Genomic DNA, 483 nt, shown 5'->3' on the forward strand with positions numbered 1-483 from the left:
GTGCGCGTCCCGTCCGGGTCGTCGTCGTCGTCCATGAGGCCCTTCGTCTCCGCCTTGAAGATGCGGAGCGCGCGACCGGAGCCGCGTGCCAGCTCCGGCAGCTTCGAGGCGCCGAAGAGCAGGACCAGGACGGCCAGGATGAGAGCGATCTCGCCGGGGCCGAGGCCCGCGATCTGGGGCAGCATCGACGGCAGATTCATTGGGTTCCTCACGTTGGGGTGTTCGTTGCGGAGTCTACGCCGGTTTGGTCAAGCGCCGGACGCGTACAGGCTGAGTGTTCGCTGAGCCGTCGCCCGGAAGTCGGTGTCCAGCTCGGCGGGCGAGATGACCCGAGCGTACGGCGCGAGCCGCATCAGGAGCCTGCGCAGCCACCGCTGGTCGGCCACCAGCATGTCCACCTCGAGAGCGCCGTCCGGTGCCGGGCGCACGCCCTCGACCTGGTAGTACTCCACCACCCAGCGCGCCTGCGGCTGCAGCGACAGG

Annotated in this window: 2 protein-coding genes; both read right to left on the reverse strand. The window is 69.8% G+C overall.

Annotated features, from left to right (window positions below):
- A partial coding sequence (gene tatA / locus K9U41_RS23110) for a twin-arginine translocase TatA/TatE family subunit (RefSeq protein WP_282643174.1) occupies window positions 1-200 on the reverse strand: 200 nt, incomplete at its 3' end.
- Window positions 201-248: 48 nt separating this feature from the next.
- Window positions 249-483, reverse strand: a 235-nt coding sequence (locus tag K9U41_RS23115) for a WYL domain-containing protein (RefSeq protein WP_282643176.1), incomplete at its 5' end; no start/stop codon positions are given.

It is taken from the genome of Xanthobacter autotrophicus, from assembly GCF_029991245.1.
Taxonomy (GTDB): Bacteria; Pseudomonadota; Alphaproteobacteria; order Rhizobiales; family Xanthobacteraceae; genus Xanthobacter; species Xanthobacter autotrophicus_C.